The sequence below is a fragment of the Pseudarthrobacter sp. lyk4-40-TYG-27 genome (assembly GCF_030209295.1).
Lineage (GTDB): Bacteria > Actinomycetota > Actinomycetes > Actinomycetales > Micrococcaceae > Arthrobacter.
The window spans coordinates 603,480-618,096 of the sequence record NZ_JARVSH010000001.1; the positions used below are offsets into that span (position 1 = coordinate 603,480).

General features: G+C 67.2%; 16 protein-coding genes. 6 read left to right on the forward strand and 10 right to left on the reverse strand.

Features of this window, described 5'->3' with window-relative positions:
- Nucleotides 1–4: 4 nt before the first annotated feature.
- Together QRM96_RS02820 and QRM96_RS02825 are read left to right on the forward strand one after the other, a co-directional pair.
- Nucleotides 5–679, forward strand: a complete 675-nt coding sequence (locus tag QRM96_RS02820; RefSeq protein ID WP_018761109.1) for a potassium channel family protein — start codon at nucleotides 5–7, stop codon at nucleotides 677–679.
- Complete coding sequence (locus QRM96_RS02825; RefSeq protein ID WP_018761108.1) at nucleotides 676–1,437, forward strand: potassium channel family protein; 762 nt, start codon at nucleotides 676–678, stop codon at nucleotides 1,435–1,437. Before QRM96_RS02820 ends, QRM96_RS02825 begins: the two co-directional genes overlap by 4 nt.
- A 37-nt stretch (nucleotides 1,438–1,474) precedes the next feature.
- Here QRM96_RS02825 and QRM96_RS02830 read toward each other — a convergent pair whose 3' ends face one another.
- The 4 genes from QRM96_RS02830 to dut form a co-directional block, all read right to left on the reverse strand.
- Nucleotides 1,475–2,251, reverse strand: a complete 777-nt coding sequence (locus QRM96_RS02830) for a DUF3159 domain-containing protein (RefSeq protein ID WP_109864034.1) — start codon at nucleotides 2,249–2,251, stop codon at nucleotides 1,475–1,477.
- The gene (locus QRM96_RS02835) at nucleotides 2,248–2,556 is read right to left on the reverse strand and encodes a single stranded DNA-binding domain-containing protein (RefSeq protein ID WP_018761106.1); all 309 of its coding nucleotides are present in this window, start codon (nucleotides 2,554–2,556) and stop codon (nucleotides 2,248–2,250) included. The genes QRM96_RS02830 and QRM96_RS02835 overlap by 4 nt, the downstream gene beginning before the upstream one ends.
- A gap of 46 nt (nucleotides 2,557–2,602) precedes the next feature.
- A complete protein-coding gene (locus tag QRM96_RS02840) occupies nucleotides 2,603–3,316 on the reverse strand; it encodes a DUF3710 domain-containing protein (protein WP_018761105.1) in 714 nt (237 codons plus the stop codon).
- Nucleotides 3,317–3,424: 108 nt separating this feature from the next.
- Nucleotides 3,425–3,937 carry a dUTP diphosphatase gene (dut, locus tag QRM96_RS02845; RefSeq protein ID WP_285318270.1) on the reverse strand — a complete coding sequence of 171 codons (513 nt, stop codon included), beginning with the start codon at nucleotides 3,935–3,937 and terminating at the stop codon, nucleotides 3,425–3,427.
- A gap of 103 nt (nucleotides 3,938–4,040) precedes the next feature.
- Here dut and QRM96_RS02850 point away from each other — a divergent pair, with 103 nt between their 5' ends.
- The 3 genes from QRM96_RS02850 (at nucleotide 4,041) to QRM96_RS02860 (ending at nucleotide 6,717) form a co-directional block, all read left to right on the forward strand.
- Nucleotides 4,041–4,529: a DUF3093 domain-containing protein gene (locus QRM96_RS02850; protein WP_285318271.1), complete on the forward strand. Its 489-nt coding sequence runs from the start codon at nucleotides 4,041–4,043 to the stop codon at nucleotides 4,527–4,529.
- 182 nt (nucleotides 4,530–4,711) lie between these two features.
- Entirely contained in the window at nucleotides 4,712–6,019 is a 1,308-nt protein-coding gene (sepH, locus tag QRM96_RS02855; protein WP_285318272.1) for a septation protein SepH, read from the forward strand.
- 92 nt (nucleotides 6,020–6,111) lie between these two features.
- On the forward strand, nucleotides 6,112–6,717 hold the full coding sequence (locus tag QRM96_RS02860) for a dihydrofolate reductase family protein (RefSeq protein ID WP_285318274.1): 606 nt from the start codon (nucleotides 6,112–6,114) through the stop codon (nucleotides 6,715–6,717).
- Here QRM96_RS02860 and QRM96_RS02865 read toward each other — a convergent pair.
- Nucleotides 6,714–7,442, reverse strand: coding sequence for a hypothetical protein (locus QRM96_RS02865; RefSeq protein WP_285318275.1), 729 nt, complete (start codon nucleotides 7,440–7,442; stop codon nucleotides 6,714–6,716). The two genes, QRM96_RS02860 and QRM96_RS02865, sit on opposite strands and share 4 nt — an antisense overlap.
- Before the next feature lie 112 nt (nucleotides 7,443–7,554).
- On the reverse strand, nucleotides 7,555–8,109 hold the full coding sequence (locus QRM96_RS02870) for a helix-turn-helix domain-containing protein (protein ID WP_285318276.1): 555 nt from the start codon (nucleotides 8,107–8,109) through the stop codon (nucleotides 7,555–7,557).
- A gap of 32 nt (nucleotides 8,110–8,141) precedes the next feature.
- Between QRM96_RS02870 and QRM96_RS02875 the strand changes: the two genes are divergently transcribed.
- On the forward strand, nucleotides 8,142–9,101 hold the full coding sequence (locus QRM96_RS02875) for a DMT family transporter (protein WP_285318277.1): 960 nt from the start codon (nucleotides 8,142–8,144) through the stop codon (nucleotides 9,099–9,101).
- Nucleotides 9,102–9,121: 20 nt separating this feature from the next.
- Here QRM96_RS02875 and QRM96_RS02880 read toward each other — a convergent pair whose 3' ends face one another.
- Genes QRM96_RS02880 through QRM96_RS02895 form a run of 4 tightly spaced genes read right to left on the reverse strand, consistent with a single transcriptional unit; the run spans nucleotide 9,122 to nucleotide 14,570 of the window.
- Nucleotides 9,122–9,874, reverse strand: a complete 753-nt coding sequence (locus QRM96_RS02880; RefSeq protein WP_285318279.1) for a thymidine kinase — start codon at nucleotides 9,872–9,874, stop codon at nucleotides 9,122–9,124.
- Nucleotides 9,867–11,099 (reverse strand): alkaline phosphatase family protein, encoded by a 1,233-nt coding sequence (locus tag QRM96_RS02885; protein WP_018761099.1) that lies wholly within the window; start codon nucleotides 11,097–11,099, stop codon nucleotides 9,867–9,869. Before QRM96_RS02885 ends, QRM96_RS02880 begins: the two co-directional genes overlap by 8 nt.
- A gap of 1 nt (nucleotide 11,100) precedes the next feature.
- Nucleotides 11,101–11,844, reverse strand: coding sequence for a DUF5998 family protein (locus tag QRM96_RS02890; protein WP_018761098.1), 744 nt, complete (start codon nucleotides 11,842–11,844; stop codon nucleotides 11,101–11,103).
- Between the two features lie 41 nt (nucleotides 11,845–11,885).
- The gene (locus QRM96_RS02895) at nucleotides 11,886–14,570 is read right to left on the reverse strand and encodes a bifunctional acetate--CoA ligase family protein/GNAT family N-acetyltransferase (RefSeq protein WP_285318280.1); all 2,685 of its coding nucleotides are present in this window, start codon (nucleotides 14,568–14,570) and stop codon (nucleotides 11,886–11,888) included.
- Nucleotides 14,571–14,617 lie beyond the last annotated feature (47 nt).

Below are 14,617 nucleotides of genomic sequence, written 5' to 3' on the forward strand. Positions count from 1 at the left end.
TACGGTGGCGCATTTCGTGATCATGGGATGTGGCCGGGTGGGGGCAACGCTGGCGCACACGCTGGAGGATGCCGGCCATTCCGTGGCCATCATCGACCAGGACGACCGAGCGTTCCGCCGGCTCCGCCAGGGGTTCACGGGCCGGAAGGTCACGGGGGTGGGATTCGACCGGGACACCCTGAAGCAGGCCGGCGTCGGTGAAGCCTATGCCTTCGCGGCGGTGTCCAGCGGCGACAATTCGAACATCCTGGCCACCCGCGTGGCCCGCGAGACGTTCCATGTCCCACACGTGGTTGCCAGGATCTACGACCCGGGACGTGCCGAGATTTACCAGCGCCTGGGCATTCCCACCGTGGCAGCCGTCCGCTGGAGCGCGGACCAGGTATTGCGTCGGATCCTGCCCGAGCAGCACCTCGCCGGCGATTTCCGCGAACCCTCCGGGCGCCTGGTCCTGGCTGAGCTGGACCTGGACGGTGGCTGGATCGGGCATCGGATCAGCAGCATCGAGAAGGCAGCCGGTGTCCGCGTGGCCTATCTCACGCGGTTCGGCGAAGGCCTGCTGCCGGACGCGGGCACCGCGTACCAGGACGGCGATACCGTGCACGCCATGCTGCAGGTGGACCGCAGCGCCCTGATCGCCCAGATCCTCGCCAAAGCCCCTGCCAAGGAGTATCAGTGAAAGTAGTCATCGTCGGCGCCGGCAGCGTCGGATCATCCATTGCCCGGGAGTTGCTGGCGCACAAGCATGAGATCCTCCTGATCGACCTGAAGCCGGAGGTGATCGGGCGCAGCGGCCTGCGCGGTGCCCACTGGCTGGTGGGTGATGCATGTGAGCTCTCGACGCTCCAGGGCGCCAAGGTGGAAGATGCCGACGTCGTGGTTTCCGCTACGGGTGATGACAAGGTCAACCTGGTGGTGTCGCTGCTGGCGAAGACGGAGTTCGGCGTGGGCCGTACCGTTGGCCGGGTCAACAACCCCAAGAACGACTGGATGTTCAACGACTCCTGGGGCGTGGACGTCGCGGTCAACACCCCGCAGCTGATGACTGCCCTGGTGGAGGAAGCCGTTGAGATCGGCGACCTTGTCCGGCTTCTGACGCTCCAGACCGGCGTTGCATCGCTGGTGGAGTTCACAGTGCCGCACGACTCGCACGTTATCGGCATGACCGTTGGGGACATCCACTGGCCGGAAGACGCCACCCTGGTGGCAATCCTCCGCGACCAGGCCCCCATCACCCCGAGCCGGGACGATGTCATTGACGGCGGCGACGAACTCTTCTTCGTCACCACGATCGCCGCCGAGGACAGGTTGCGTGAGCTTCTCTCCTCGGCTCCCGGCAGCATCGACGCCGGCACCCCGCCGCAGCCCGCCGTCGGCGTCCAGCATGCCGCAAGCGAATACGGTCCGGTGCCGGACGACGACGGCTTCGACGGCTAGGTGCCCCCGGCCCTGGGTCCTCAGGCGGCTGGGGGCATCAGGTGTCCTGGCCGGCGCCTGCCCGGTCTTCGGCTTCGGCCGGAGCCGGGCGGGTGACGAGCCACGCCACCCACACTCCAAGAATGTACAAGGGCGCGCCCATGATCAGGCGCGTCGTGGCGAGGGCGGCCAGGCCGTCTGAGCCCATCAGGTACAGGGGAACCTGCACGATGAGCCGGAGCGCCAAGACCGCAACGATGATCCAGGTGCCCAGCCGGTAGGCCTTGACCCGGTCCGGGTCTTTGCGCCATTCCACTCCCTCGTTGCGGATGAAACCGAAGAGGAGCCCGGCGACCGGCCATTTAACGATGATTGAAACCACCATCGCCAGGATGTAGGCGGCGTTGGTGAAGAAGCCGGGCAGGTAGAAATCCTCAGCCTTCCCGGTGGTGTTGGCCAGCCATGCCGAAATGCCGACGCCCACCACGCCCGCCAAGGCCTGGGTCAGGGGGCGCCGTTGTGCCAGCCTGGCGATGGTGAACGCAGCTGCCGATGCCAAGGCAGCAACCAGGGAGAGTGTGAGCTCCCGTGTCACGGTGAACGCCACGAGGAAAACCAACCCGGGAACAATGCTTTCCGCAATGCCCTGGACTCCCCCGGCGCTTCGCAGGACGTCCACCCTGCCGTCGTGGGTGCGGTGGAGCCCCGCCTTGGCCGCGTACTCCGCGGCCAGCCCGGCTACCGGCGACGGCGCGGCTGCCGGTGACGGGTCCGTACCCTGCCGCCGGCCCGGGGCGGCGTTTTCGGAGGACTGTTCGGGCTGCTGCTCGGTCATTCGTGCTCCTGGCGGGACATGATCTCGTAACGGGGATTAAAGATGGTGGGCATGTCCTTGCCGCGGGCAAGCATTCCTTCGACCCGGATCTCGGCGCCCGCTTCGATGCCCGGCACCCGTCGTCGGCCCAGCCACACGATGCGAAGCCGTGCGGGCTTGTTCCGTCCGGGGCCGGGGCCCGGCCGTCCGGTTCCGGTCTCGGAGACGATGGCAATGAACTCTGCCGTCCGGTCCGCGGGTACGAAAGTCACAGATTCGATGTGCCCCTGGCACAGCACGCGTCCCTTGTCCGGGAGTTGGGCCAATGGGGTCAGCCCACCGGACGCCTGGGCGGGTCCGCCGTGTGCGGCCTCAGCCGATTTGGGTGATTTCGGGACCACGTTCTGGTTCCTCCAATGTGGGACCGGCGGGCGGAGGAGTAGCGGAGGCATCCTTGGGCAGCCGCAGCTGCAGGAGATCCCGCGGCGGCATGGGGCTGTCGCCCCGGACCACCACCACTTTCCGGAACAGGGTCTCCAACGGTTCGGCGGCGGGTCGCTCCAAGGCTGCGGGTCCACCCAGGACGCCGCGCAGGAACCAGCGCGGACCATCGACGCCGATGAAACGGGCCACGCGGTAGCCCTGGCTGCCGTCCGGAAGCCCGGCTGGGAGTTTGGCAACCAGCTCCGTGCCAAACGCGCCTTCCACCTCCTCGACCTGGCCGCCCTGGGCGCCGACCGACTGGCCGATCTGTTCGCGGATTTCGTCCCACAGCGTTTCTGTCTTGGGGGCGGCGAACGCCTGCAGTTGAAGGCTGGATCCGTTCAGGTCAAGGGTTACGGCCACCACCCGCTGCGTAGCCTCTTCAACCTCGAGGCGGAGCTGGAGTCCCTCGCTGGGCGTGATCAGCAGGGCACCGAGGTCCACGAAGCCGTCCCGGCTGCCTACCTCGGATTCGTCGAAGGGGCCATCCTGGCTGCGCGTTGAAGCGGCGGTTGGGCCTTCTTCGGATTCCGCTGCCGTCAGCTCTTCGGCCGGTTGCGCCGGCTCTTCCTTCTTGGCTTTCCTGCCGAGCCCAAAGACCATGGGTGACTCCTTCGTTCCTAGAATGTGCCAGTTCTCAAAATCTGCCGGCCGGGACCAGGTCCCGCCGTCGTTCGCGCTGGCGTGGTGCAGCGGTTGTGGGTGGAGGTGTCAGGCTCCGGGAACGTTGAACCCGCCGGTGGAGCCGAAGCCTCCCGCGCCGCGCACGGAACCGCTCAATTCGCTGACAGGAATGAAGTGCGCGTGTTCCACCCGCTGGATAACCATCTGGGCAATTCTATCGCCGCGGCGCAGCTCGATCGGCTGGGACGAGTCGGTGTTCAGCAGGGTAACCGATATCTCTCCGCGGTAGCCCGCATCCACGGTGCCGGGTGCGTTTACGATTGTCAGCCCGTGCTTCGTGGCGAGTCCGGAGCGCGGGTGGATCAGGGCGACGAACCCGTAGGGCAGGGCAATGGCAACACCCGTGGGGACCAGTTTGCGCTCCCCCGGCAGCAGGACCACGCCTTCGCGCGCGCGAAGGTCCGCTCCGGCGTCGCCCGGGTGTGCGTAGGAAGGAGCTTCCAGGTCCGGATCCAGCATCTTCAACTGGACCTGCAAGGTAGGTGCGGCCGGGGAGGCCGTGTCCGGGACGAGGTCTGCTGCGGTGGGATGTTCAGTCACAGTCACTCACTCTAACCCGCGACCCGCACCAGTCCCAGATGGCAGGATCCGGAGCCGCGGCACCCAAGATGAAATAGCTGACCAAAGGTGGAAAGCTTGGCATATGCCCGAATCAAGCACGCCAGCGTCCGTTCCCAGCACCCCCTCGGCCGGGACACCTGTCACGTACCAGGAGAAGCTCTGGCCCAACGTCTGGATTTGGGTCATTGCCGTAGGCGTCTCCGCGGCCGGCATCCTGGTCTTCGCACCCATCAGTATGGCGGCCGGGTATACCGCGGCGGTGGTGCTCCTTGCCATCATCAGCGTGCTCCTGGTCCTGTCCACGCCCACCATCACCGTTACCAGCGACGCACTGACGGTCGGACGGGCCAGCATCGACCGCAAATTCGTCGGCAGCGTTGAGCCGTTCACCTCCGGGGAGGCCACGGCAGAGCGGGGCACGAGGCTCAACGGGCTCGCCTACCTCTGCATCAGGGGCTGGATCGACCCCGTCGTGAAGATCGAGATCACCGACCCGGCCGACCGCACTCCGTACTGGCTCGCCTCCACCCGGCATCCTGACAAGCTGACCGCCGCCCTGACCAGGGGCTGAGCAGACAAGTATCCGCGGCAGCCTCCCCCGCCTGCGGGTTCTCCTCCTCCGCGCAGGGCGGTCCCTGACTCTTCGAGCCGGAATCAGGCGGAAAATCACGGCGCGCCCTGCCCCTTGAGCCAATTCCGCGCCACCGGGTGGCAGAGTTTCGATTGATAGTAATGCCAGGGTGGAGGATTTGTATGCAGGATCTACGGCTTGTAGGCGTGCACGACGACGGGACGCATCTCCTGTTGAGCGGGGCCGGCGGCGAGATGTTCCAGCTGCCGATCGATGAGGCCCTCAGGACGGCCAGCCGGTCAGCGGCCAAACCGCGGGCGGAGCGGCCGGCCGTTCCGATGTCCCCGAGGGATATCCAGGCCCGGATCCGCGCCGGTGCCACCGCTGCCGACGTGGCCGAGTTGTCCGGCATGCCGCTGGCCAAGGTGGAGCGTTACGAAGGTCCGGTCCTTGCCGAGCGCGAATACGTTGCGCAGCAGGCGCGGAAAGTCGAAGTAGCGGCGCCCTCTCCCGGCCACGACATCTACCGGTCCGCGTTCGGCGATTCCCCGGCCACCCTGGACGACATGGTTTCCCACCGGTTGTCCGCACACGGCATTGATCCGGCGACGGTGGAATGGGATTCGTGGCGGCGCCAGGACGGCACCTGGACGGTATCCGCCAGTTTTGAGGCCAAACCGGGCGGGACCTCCGGCATTGGCGAGGAGCCTCCGGCCCTGTGGACGTTCAGTCCGGCACGCAAGTCGCTGCAGAACACCAACCGGTGGGCACAGCAATTGAGTGAGCTTGAGCCGCTGGACGGACCTGTTCCGGCCCGCCGCCTCACCGCTGTATCGGACCGCCCCTTCGACTTTGAAACCGACGCGGATTCGTCCAAGGCGTCCGGCAGCCAGGGCGCCACGGCCCAGGAGGCCGGCAAGGAGTCCGACGGCCTCCTGGATATGCTTCGGTCGCGGCGTGGCCAGCGGATAGGCGTCGACGAAGATTCTGATGATGCCTTGGCGCTGCTGCTGACCCATGGGGTACCGGCGGCCCATCCCCGCCCGTCCGAGGTGGTTCCCGAACCAGAGTCAAACGAACCGGAGCCCCAGGACGACCAGCGTGACGGACCGGCAGCCCAAGGTGATTCGTTTATCCGCCGCAGGGATGCCAGGCCGTCCATGCTGTCCAGGCTCAGCCTTATCCCGCCGCACCGCGACATCCAGGACGATGCTTTGCGGCTTCACGACGGCGTCAGCACGGACACGAGGGAAATCACGATCGCCGCGTCCCCGCAGAAACCTTCGGGCGGCAGCCAAGGTGCAGCACCAGGCGCCGGGCTGGATGAGTTGCTTGGCGGGAACGCCCGCCGCACCACGGCGAAGCCGGACGACGCTTCCCCCGCCACTGGCCAACTTCCGGAGGCCGAGGCGCCGGAACGGTCGGTTAAGCCAAAGCGATCCAGCGTCCCGTCGTGGGATGAGATCGTTTTTGGAACCCGAAGCGACTAGGAGCTTTTCTCGCAGCCCCTGATGGACTTGGGCACGTGCTAGGATCCCCAGCACGCGGCCGCGTGTAAAGCGCAATTACCAGGAGGTTCTCGGTGCCGGACACAACCTGCCATATGTCCATTTCGCTGGACGGCTTTGTCGCCGGACCGGACCAGAGCCGCGAAAACCCCCTGGGTAAACGCGGGCTCGAGCTGCATGGCTGGCATATCGGCGACCCCCGGGCCACCGAAACCAACCAGGTCGCCGCCAATTGGCTCATGCGGCCTCGCGGCGCCTATGTGATGGGCCGGAACATGTTCGGTCCCATCCGCGGTGAGTGGAGTGGGGAATGGAACGGCTGGTGGGGCCCGGAACCGCCTTATCACGCACCCGTTTTCGTCCTCACCCACTATGAGCATGACCCGATCCAGATGGAGGGCGGGACCACGTTCCACTTCGTCACCGAGGGATTCGACGCCGCCTATGCTGCCGCGTCCCAAGCCGCCGGAGACAAGGGCGTGGACATCGCAGGTGGAGCCTCGACCGTCCGCCAAGCACTGGCTGCCGGCGTCGTGGACGAATTGACTCTCGACATCGCCCCGGTGCTTCTTGGTTCGGGCGAGCGTATCTTCGAGGGCATCGAGTCTTTCGACTTCGAACCCGTCGAGGTGCTTCACTCGCCGTTGGCAACCCACATCCGCTACCGGCGCAGGAGCTAGCAGGCGCCTGCAGGTCGCCAGGCGTCAGGGTGCAGGGCAGGACGGGTGTCGGTCTGGCAGCTATGCCAACGGCGCGGGGGGTCCGGCCGGTACTCCACCCGCCGGTCCGCCACGGATCTGGTATGCCGTGTCTCGATCGACTCCGCATGATGACGCTCCCGCCAAACCCTGGCCTTCGCCCGGAACCGGTGCGCCGGCAACTCCCCCACCGGGCACCCCCGCGCCGTGTCCGGGGCGTCCGGGTCCAGGAAGTGCGCCTCTAACTCCACAGCACCTGCCGCATCCAAGGCCGCGGCCTCGTCCGCCATCACCACAGCGTGGCCCCACGACAGGGTCCCCGCCTGCAACCCCGCCAGCGTCAACGGCAACGAGGCAACAACAGCGTGCGCCGTGGCCAGGAACGAAGACGCAGCCCGCGGCCCCAGCGCCAACACACACCCCACCTCCGCCGCGACCGCCATCTCCTGCGTCACCACCGGCACCCCCGGCCCCGCCACAACACCGGCAGCATCCGCAAACACCACCGCAGCCCGCGCCTTCAAACCCGCGACCCGGGCCTCCACCTCCCTGGCCCCGACCAGAACATCAAGACACCCATCCGCCAAACCAGCCAACGGATCAGCCGCCGAAAACGGCTCCGCACCGCGCCCATCCACCTCAGCATCCAGCACGGCAAGGGCAGCACGAATATCCGCCAACGCCCGAACCACCACCGATTTCCCCATACCCCCCCATCCTCACAAGGGGGTACGACATTCAGCGCTGGTCAGATCGGGCCGGACAGGCACCGGCAGCCCGGGAGTGCGGCAAAACCCGGCGGGGAACAGGGCAGGAGAATTAGCTAACGACGACGCGCACAAAGCGTGCCCGGGTGTGACCGATGTTCGCGTAGGCGTAGACCTGCGAACTGGGAAAGGCAAGGTGCTCGCCAGGACGGAGCTCGGTGGCACCGCTTTCCAGATCTATGCGGAGTGCTCCCTCAGAGACCAGGAGCATCTCGGTCCACCCCACCGGATCAGGCTCCGCGTCGTATCGCTCGCCTGGTTCCAGGGTCCAGGCCCACAATTGCGCTTCCCTAGTGGCGGGCACGGAAGCCAGCAACACCGCCAGGCTGCCTTTCCGCTCTCCGCGCCACGCAACTTCGCGGATGTCAGCACGTGGTGCTGCCGGGGCGGCCACGAGATCGACGAATGTGACGCCCAGAGCATCGGCAAGGTGGTCCAGGCCGGTCAGGCTGATGTTGGCCTCGCCCGCTTCGAGTTTGACCACCGTACGGCGGCTGACGCCGGCGCGATCAGCCAAGGCGACCTGGCTGAGCCCGGCCGCCGTCCGAAACCGGCGCACGTTCTCACTAACGTTGGTTAGGACTCCGGGTGTTTCCTCAGCTTGCATGTGCACTATTCTGCACCATACGATGGAGCATTATGTTGCACATTGACCCCCGGGCGCTGTTCTCCCGGCAGGAGGTTGCCCTTGTCTTGATAACGGCGGTATGGGGTGGCACCTTCCTCGCCGTCCACATCGCCGTGCAGTACAGCGGGCCCTGGTTCTTTGTGGGCATGCGATTCCTGACTGCCGGTTTCATCAGCGCGGTCGTCTTTGCGCGCGTCCTGCGCGGCATCAGGCCGCTGGATATCGTGGCCGGCTCAGCCATCGGCGTGATGATTTTCCTCGGGTACGGGCTCCAGACCGTTGGTCTTCAGACGATCAGCAGCAGCACGTCAGCGTTCATTACCGCCCTCTACGTGCCGCTGGTTCCGGTCCTGCAGTGGATCGTGTTCAGGAAACCGCCGCGGTTCCTCACCTGGATCGGTGCCGGGTTGGCCTTCGCGGGCCTCGTGCTGCTCGCCGGCCCAGGAAGCGCTGGATTGGCCTTCGGCCCCGGGGAAATCGAGACCCTGGTGAGCACCGTTCCGATCGCCGCGGAGATCATCCTTATCGGTTGGTTTGCCGGCAAGGTGGACCTCGGCCGGGTCACCGTCCTGCAGTTGCTCGTTGCGGGGGCGCTGGGCTTCCTGGCCATGCCGCTGGCCAGGGAGACGGTGCCGGCCTTCTCGTGGGTTGGCGTGGGAGCGGCTGTTGCCCTCGGGGCCGCAAGCTGCGTCATCCAGCTCACGATGAACTGGGCGCAGAAATCGGTATCCCCGACCAAGGCAACGATCATCTACGCAGCCGAGCCCGTGTGGGCTGCGGTAATCGGGCGGGCAGCGGGTGAGCGGCTGCCACCGGCAGCGCTCGTTGGCGCCGGCTGCATCGTGGTGGGGGCGCTGGTCAGCGAACTCAGGCTGCGCAGTCGCAGGCGGGCCCGGGCGGCCACCCTGCCACTCGCGGGAATCGAGGGCACTGCCGGCCTGGTGCACCAGCACGGCAACGGGACTGATTGACAGCTCCTAACCCCACGGTGTCAGGCCTCGCTGTGCGGGCTGCCGTCCCCGCGGGGCTCCCCTGGTCCACCTGAACCGCGCCAGAGGCAGGCGTCCACTTCGAACGGCAGCAATTCGTCCTGCTGGGCCATCAGTTTGGCGCCGTGCGCCGTCACCCTGCGCATGAAATGCCGGCGGCACAGCGTCTCGTAACCCACCACGGGGACGTGTTCGGCAGCCTGCGCGGTGGCGGCGTCGGCCACCATGTCCACGTCGCCGACCACCACCTGCGCACCCTCGGTGACCATGACGCCGTCGACCGTTCTGGCGTTGTGCGTGGCCCGGCGGCCGCACCAGCACAGCGCCTCCACTTGGAGCACCTGCACCCGGTCAGCCAGCTCAATAAGGCGTTGGGACCCGGGGAACAAACGGGTGCGGAAGTCGGCGGTGATGCCGAATGCGAAGACGTCGACGTCGATCTCGTCCACCACCTTGGCCAGTTGCTCCACCTGCACGGGGGTGTAGAACTGGGCTTCATCGCAGATAAGGTAATCCACCCGCCTGCCCTGGGTGCGCCGGACCATGACTTCCTCCCAGAAGTCCGTGCTGTCCAGCACCTCCACGGCGTCCGTCTCCAGGCCCAGCCGGCTGGAGATGCGGGATTCGCCAGCGCGGTCGTTGCGGCTGAACCGCACACCGCCGCGGCCGCGTGCCCGGTGGTTGTAGTCCATCTGCAGGGCCAGCGTGGATTTTCCGCAGTCCATGGTGCCGGAAAAGAAAATGAGTTCAGCCACGCCGGCGGCTCCTTCCGTCGGCTGCAAAACAGAGCAGCGGGACCTCACGCTCGGCTTTGGTCAGGGAGCCGTGCTGGCCTACCACTTCCATGGCGGTGGGCCGCATGCGCCGCCCGTCATAGAGGGCGACGGCGTCCCGCGCCGCGATCATGACGTCACCGATCCTGCCCTCCACGGCAGGCCGGACGTCACCAAAAAGTCCCCCGGCGATTGCTTCTTCCCGGGTGAAGGCCCATACCCGGTCGCCAAACCTTGATTTCCAGGCAGCCACCAGCCGTTCCCGGCCGGCAGAGCCGTCCAGGTGCGTCTCTTCGAGGTACAGGTGGACCATCCGGGGTTCGCCGGCAGTATGCCGGACGCCGTCAACCAGCGCAGAGTCGGCGGAGAAGTCGATCCGCTGGGACTCGGGAATGTCGAGCATGCCGTGGTCTGCGGTGAGCAGGATCGTGGTCCCGGCGGGCAGTGAGGAGTTGAGCCGCTTGACCGTGGCGTCGAGCTCCTCCAACTGGTGTTCCCACTGTTCCGACCGGCAGCCGTAGCGGTGGCCGGCTTTATCCAGCTCATTCACGTAGAAGTACATCAGGGATGGACCGGCGCCCGCCATGGCGTCGGCGGCAGCGCCGGTGCGGGCATGGGCGGTGGTTCCGGAGATGAACCTGCCGCCGCGCAGGGCGGCCCGGGTCATGGGCGAACCGTTGAACTGGGCGAGGCTGACGGTGCTGACATCCGCCTGCCCGGCCACCCGCTCAAAGACCGTGGGGAACGGCTGCCAGGTGGCCGGATCGACGCCGGGGTCCCAGTTGCCCAGGAGGTTGACTACCTTGTCCTGCCCTGGGTCCAGGACGTCGTAGCCCACCATGCCGTGCTGGCCGGCGGGGAGGCCGGTCCCGAAGCTGGCCAACGCTGCGGCCGTGGTGGAAGGAAACGCCGAGTCCAGCCATACAGGGACGTCGCCCTGGCCTGCCTGGACCACCGAACGCAGGAAGGGGGTGTGGGCGGCTTTCTGCTTCAGCAGGTTCCTGCCCAGGCCGTCGGCGAGGACCACGCAGACACGGCTGGCGGCGGGGAGGCCCAAGGTGTTGTCGAAGCCTTCCATCCCCAGGCTCGCCGCAGCACTGGTCAGGACTTCGGCGACGGAACGGTGCCCGTAGGCAGGAGCGGGCGGAAGATCGGGGGTGTATCCGGAAGCGGGAGTTTGTTCGGCTTGGTGGCTGGCTTCGGGCATCTCAGCGCTGCTGGTGCCCGCGGCTGAGCCGGTTTCCGAACACCCCGGACCGCGGACGGGGAGCCATGGACTGCACGTGGGGCACGGGCGCTGCCGATGCGGTGTTGACGGCGCGCAGGGCCCGGGCAAAAAGCTTGGCGTCCTGCACGGCCTGCAGCCCGTCGGCCTCGGCGCTGATGCGGAGCACGATGTCTTCCTGCGCGATGGTGCCCGTGTAGCCGTGGTCCGCTTCGCACTGCGGGTCCCCGCAGCTGGCGGGACCCATGTCCAGGCGTTGCCCGCCGGACCACGCAATCGACAGGGTCAATTCGCGGACGGGATCCGAGGGCTTGTAGTTCTGCGGCTGGGCGTACATGTAGCTCAGGACCACGGAGCGGATCTGGGCCACGGGAACTGATTCGGTGGAGATCTGCGCGACGATCTGCTCCCCCGCCTCGTCCAGCTGCTGGTCGTCCACGTGGGTGATGACCAGCATGTCCGCGGTGAGCACCAGCACCGTGATGTGGCGCCGCACCTCCGCCCGGTCAAAATGGGTTTCCAGGTGCACCAGGTGCGCCACGCAGTCCCGACCATCCAGGGCGTCGTCAACGACGTCGGAGACCAGTCGCGGGTAGAAGCCGGCCTTCTGCAGCGCGTCTTCGAGGCTCTGGCCCTGGAGTCCGTGGTGGTGTGAGCTGTGCTGGCGGAGTGCCTGGTTTTCATTGCCGGGCGTTTCGGGCGCCGACGCGGGAGGCTGGAAGCTCATGCCCCCATTTTCACAGATCGGCCGGTCACTTGCTAACCGCCTCAGCCCAGCATTGCCCTGCGGGCACTGTCTGTCCGCTGCGCCGCGTTGCCAATCCGCACGTCAGCGGCGAGGATCGTGGCTCCGGACGTGCCGCACAGGACGGGGTTGAATTCCACGAGCGCGATCTCCGGGTGGTTGTCCTTCATCCAGGCCAGCCTGGCGGCCAGGTCCTCAAGGGCCGGCACATCAACGGCCGGCAGCCCTTGGTACCCGAACAGTTTCCTTGATGCCCTGGGGGCACGGATGAAGTCGTGGACGTCGGCGGCTGACAGCGGCGGAACCCGGTGCGCCCAGTCGTCGAGCAGGTTGACGGCGTCACCGGCGAGGCCGAACGAGATCACCGGTCCAAGCAACGGGTCTTCGATGGCCCGGAAAGTGCAGGCCTGGCCCACCGGTGCCATGGACTGGACCTCAAGGGCCGGGTCACCGTAGGCCGCGAGCGCCCGCCGCATCTGCGCCACGTTCTGGCGCAGCGACTCGGCGTCCTCGATGCCGAGGCGTACCCCGCCCAGGTCCAGCCGGTGCCGGAGGGCCGGGTCCGTGGTCTTCAGTACGACGGGCCAGCCGAGGGCTTCCGCGGCCTGCACGGCCTCATCCGGTGTGTTGAAGGCTGTCGACGGCAGGACGGTGATGCCGTAGTGCCCCAGGAGGGACGCCGCTGCTGCCGGTTCCAGTTGCTTGAGCTGTTCACCGGTGACGTCCCGCAGCAGCTCGTCGAGTTCGGCCTCGGCCTTGCGGGGATCGCAGCCGGCCGGTTCCACGAAGTGTCCTTGGTCGCGGGCAGCCCACTCCGCATACCGCACCACGGCGGCAAGGGCAGCAACGGCGGCGCCGGGGTTGGAGAAGCAGGGAACCGTGGACCCGTCGGCGCCCACCAGGCCCTCCACGTTGATGGCGGGGTCCAGGATGCCGGTGAAGGCAGCCACCACCGGTTTCCCCGCGGCGGCCGCACACTCCGCCAGGACCCGGGCCACGGCGTCGACGGTCAAGCCCCTTGCGGGCAGCAGGGCTGCGACGGCGGCGTGCACGGTATCCGAGGCCAGGGCGTCAAGGAGTGCCTTCCGCAGCGCTGGCAGCGCCACCGACTGGCCCGTGTCCAGGTCGAGGCCGGAGACCACCTGGGCAACGCCCAGCCCGTGCGCCACTGCGCTGTCCGCCACCACGTTGCCGAGGGCATGGGAGTTGCTGAAGATGGCGACGTCGGGCCCGGCCGGAAGCGCCTGGCCCGACACCACCTGGGCGACGTCCACGAGTTCTTCCACGGTTTCCACGCGGATCACTCCCGACTGGCGCAGCATGGCGTCCAGGGCACCGGCCGGTGCCTGCGTGGTCCGGACGGCGTGCCCGGGCGGCAGCCGCAATCCCATGGTGTCCGACTTGGCAACGATCACCGGCTTGGTGCGGGCCAGGCGCCGGGCGATCCTGGAGAACTTGCGCGGGTTGCCAATGGACTCCAGGTACAGGCCCACGGCGGTGGTATCGCCGTCGTCCTCCCAGTACTGCATCATGTCGTTGCCCGAAACGTCTGCCCGGTTGCCGGCCGAGAGCAGGCTGGAGAGCCCCAGGCGGCGCCGGCTGGACGCCGCGTACAGCGAGACGCCGATCGCCGCTGACTGGCTGAACAGGCCCAGCCCGCCACGCAGCGGCATGGTGGGAGCCATCGACGCATTCAGCGACACGTCCGGGTGCGTGTTGGCGATGCCCAGCGACGCCGGGCCGATCACGCGCATCCCGTTGGCCCTGGCCTGGCGCACCATGGCGCGCTGCCGCAGGAGGCCGCGTTCGCCGTCGTCCGCGAAGCCTGCCGTGGCCATCACCACGCCCTTGACCCCGGCGGCTGCGCAGTCTTCCATGACGCCGGCCACCTCCTCGTAAGGAACGGCGACGATGGCCAGCTGGACGGGTTCGGGAACTTCGGAGAGCCTTCCGTAGGACATCATTCCCGCCAGTTCCAGCGCCTCCGGGTTGATCGCGTATACGGACCCGTGGAAGCCGCCCTCGATGATGTGCTCCAGCAGCTGGTACCCCACGGTGCCCCACTTGCGGCTGGCACCGATGACGGCAACGGACGACGGCGCCAGCAGGCCCCGGACGCTCCTCGCCTCAGCGCGGTGTTCGCGGGATTCCATGACGGCACGCGATTTCTCGGTAGGCTCCACGTTGAACTCAAGGCTGACGACGCCGTCATCGAAATGCCGCTTGACGTCGTAGCCGGCGTCGGAGAACACCATCAGCATCTTGCGGTTCTCCGGCAGCACCTCGGCGGTGAACTTGCGGATCCCGTTTTCGTGCGCGGCGGCGGCCAGGTGCTCCAGCAGGATGGAGCCGATGCCCCTGCCCTGGTGGGCGTCGGCGATGTTGAAGGCCACCTCTGCCTCGGTGGGGTCGGCGAGGCGGTCGTAGCGGCCGATACCGATGATCTCGCCGTGGATGGTGATGACGAACGCCACCCGGTCCTTGTAGTCGACCTCAGTGAAGCGCTTTAGTTCCTTGGCGGACAGCCTGGCCTTGAACGCAAAGAAGCGCATGTAGATTGAATTCTGCGACTGCCGGGTATGGAAGGCCTGGACAGCGTCGGCATCCGACGGGTGGATGGGCCGCAGGTGCGCCGTTCCGCCGTCACGCAGGACGACATCGGCCTCCCAATGTTCCGGATATTCGCCGTCCCCGGGCTGATCCACCATAGGCTTAGCCTAGCCAAGAACTCCCGCAGCATGCCCGAAAAGCTGCA

Excerpts from the sequence above, each read along its gene's own strand:
- QRM96_RS02865 (WP_285318275.1), bottom strand. The coding sequence starts at position 7,442 with ATGGGGAAATCGGTGGTGGTTCGGGCGTTGGCGGATATTCGTGCTGCC.
- QRM96_RS02890 (WP_018761098.1), bottom strand. The coding sequence starts at position 11,844 with ATGAGCTTCCAGCCTCCCGCGTCGGCGCCCGAAACGCCCGGCAATGAA.
- QRM96_RS02885 (WP_018761099.1), bottom strand. The coding sequence starts at position 11,099 with ATGCCCGAAGCCAGCCACCAAGCCGAACAAACTCCCGCTTCCGGATAC.
- QRM96_RS02850 (WP_285318271.1), top strand. The coding sequence starts at position 4,041 with ATGCCCGAATCAAGCACGCCAGCGTCCGTTCCCAGCACCCCCTCGGCC.
- sepH (WP_285318272.1), top strand. The coding sequence starts at position 4,712 with ATGCAGGATCTACGGCTTGTAGGCGTGCACGACGACGGGACGCATCTC.
- QRM96_RS02870 (WP_285318276.1), bottom strand. The coding sequence starts at position 8,109 with ATGCAAGCTGAGGAAACACCCGGAGTCCTAACCAACGTTAGTGAGAAC.
- QRM96_RS02840 (WP_018761105.1), bottom strand. The coding sequence starts at position 3,316 with ATGGTCTTTGGGCTCGGCAGGAAAGCCAAGAAGGAAGAGCCGGCGCAA.
- QRM96_RS02895 (WP_285318280.1), bottom strand. The coding sequence starts at position 14,570 with ATGGTGGATCAGCCCGGGGACGGCGAATATCCGGAACATTGGGAGGCC.
- QRM96_RS02830 (WP_109864034.1), bottom strand. The coding sequence starts at position 2,251 with ATGACCGAGCAGCAGCCCGAACAGTCCTCCGAAAACGCCGCCCCGGGC.
- QRM96_RS02875 (WP_285318277.1), top strand. The coding sequence starts at position 8,142 with ATGTTGCACATTGACCCCCGGGCGCTGTTCTCCCGGCAGGAGGTTGCC.